The 2,500-nt window shown below is 52.2% G+C and carries 1 rRNA gene (cut by a window edge); it reads right to left on the reverse strand.

Features of this window, described 5'->3' with window-relative positions:
* Positions 1–14: 14 nt before the first annotated feature.
* Positions 15–2,500: ribosomal RNA gene (locus tag AC1DCM_RS26405) — 23S ribosomal RNA — on the reverse strand (it continues 436 nt past the right edge of the window).

The raw sequence follows: 2,500 nt of genomic DNA on the forward strand, positions 1-2,500 counted from the left end.
TTGCTTCATATTATATGGTTAAGTCCTCGATCTATTAGTATTCGTCAGCTCCACATGTCACCATGCTTCCACCTCGAACCTATCAACCTGATCATCTTTCAGGGATCTTACTAGCTTACGCTATGGGAAATCTCATCTTGAGGGGGGCTTCATGCTTAGATGCTTTCAGCACTTATCCCTTCCGCACATAGCTACCCAGCTATGCCCTTGGCAGAACAACTGGTACACCAGCGGTGCGTCCATCCCGGTCCTCTCGTACTAAGGACAGCTCCTCTCAAATTTCCTGCGCCCACGACGGATAGGGACCGAACTGTCTCACGACGTTCTGAACCCAGCTCGCGTACCGCTTTAATGGGCGAACAGCCCAACCCTTGGGACCGACTACAGCCCCAGGATGCGATGAGCCGACATCGAGGTGCCAAACCTCCCCGTCGATGTGGACTCTTGGGGGAGATAAGCCTGTTATCCCCGGGGTAGCTTTTATCCGTTGAGCGATGGCCCTTCCATGCGGAACCACCGGATCACTAAGCCCGACTTTCGTCCCTGCTCGACTTGTAGGTCTCGCAGTCAAGCTCCCTTATGCCTTTGCACTCTACGAATGATTTCCAACCATTCTGAGGGAACCTTTGGGCGCCTCCGTTACAYTTTAGGAGGCGACCGCCCCAGTCAAACTGCCCACCTGACACTGTCTCCCGGGTCGATRAGACCCGTAGGTTAGAATTTCAATACAGTCAGGGCGGTATCCCACCAGCGCCTCCACCGAAGCTAGCGCTCCGGTTTCAATGGCTCCCGCCTATCCTGTACAAACTGTACCAAAATTCAATATCAGGCTACAGTAAAGCTCCACGGGGTCTTTCCGTCCTGTCGCGGGTAACCTGCATCTTCACAGGTACTATAATTTCACCGAGTCTCTGGTTGAGACAGTGCCCARATCGTTRCRCCTTTCGTGCGGGTCGGAACTTACCCGACAAGGAATTTCGCTACCTTAGGACCGTTATAGTTACGGCCGCCGTTTACTGGGGCTTCAGTTCAGAGCTTCGCTTACGCTAACCCCTCTCCTTAACCTTCCAGCACCGGGCAGGTGTCASCCCCTATACTTCGCCTTACGGCTTCGCAGAGACCTGTGTTTTTGCTAAACAGTCGCTTGGGCCTATTCACTGCGGCTTTCCGTTAAGAAAGCACCCCTTCTCCCGAAGTTACGGGGTCATTTTGCCGAGTTCCTTAACCAGAGTTCTCTCGCACACCTTAGGATTCTCTCCTCGCCTACCTGTGTCGGTTTGCGGTACAGGCACCTTTTATCTCGCTAGAAGCTTTTCTTGGCAGCGGGGAATCAAAGACTTCGCTCCATAAGGAGCTTCCCCATCACAGCTCAGCCTTCACGATAAGCGGATTTGCCTACTTATCAGCCTAACTGCTTGGACGTGCACAACCAATCGCACGCTTCTTCTATCCTTCTGCGTCCCTCCATTGCTCAAACGATAAAGAGGTGGTACAGGAATATCAACCTGTTGTCCATCGCCTACGCCTKTCGGCCTCGGCTTAGGTCCTGACTAACCCTGAGCGGACGAGCCTTCCTCAGGAAACCTTAGGCATTCGGTGGACGGGATTCTCACCCGTCTTTCGCTACTCATACCGGCATTCTCACTTCTAAGCGCTCCACCAGTCCTTCCGGTCTGACTTCACTGCACTTAGAACGCTCCCCTACCACTGATACCATTGGTATCAATTCGCAGCTTCGGTGGTGTATTTAGCCCCGGTACATTTTCGGCGCAGAGTCACTCGACTAGTGAGCTATTACGCACTCTTTAAATGGTGGCTGCTTCTRAGCCAACATCCTAGTTGTCTAAGCAACTCCACATCCTTTTCCACTTAATACACACTTTGGGACCTTAGCTGGCGATCTGGGCTGTTTCCCTCTTGACTACGGATCTTATCACTCGCAGTCTGACTCCTAAGGATAAGTCATTGGCATTCGGAGTTTGACTGAATTCGGTAATCCGATGAGGACCCCTAGTTCAATCAGTGCTCTACCTCCAAGACTCTTACACTTAAGGCTAGCCCTAAAGCTATTTCGGGGAGAACCAGCTATCTCCAGGTTCGATTGGAATTTCTCCGCTACCCACACCTCATCCCCGCACTTTTCAACGTGCGTGGGTTCGGGCCTCCAKTSAGTGTTACCTGAACTTCACCCTGGACATGGGTAGATCACCTGGTTTCGGGTCTACGACCACGTACTAAACGCCCTATTCAGACTCGCTTTCGCTGCGGCTCCGCCTCTTCAGCTTAACCTCGCAYGGRATCGTAACTCGCCGGTTCATTCTACAAAAGGCACGCCATCACCCATTAACGGGCTCTGACTATTTGTAGGCACACGGTTTCAGGATCTCTTTCACTCCCCTTCCGGGGTGCTTTTCACCTTTCCCTCACGGTACTGGTTCACTATCGATCACTAGGGAGTATTTAGCCTTGGGAGATGGTCCTCCCRGATTCCGACGGAATT

The organism is Paenarthrobacter sp. 10N417 (assembly GCF_056394745.1).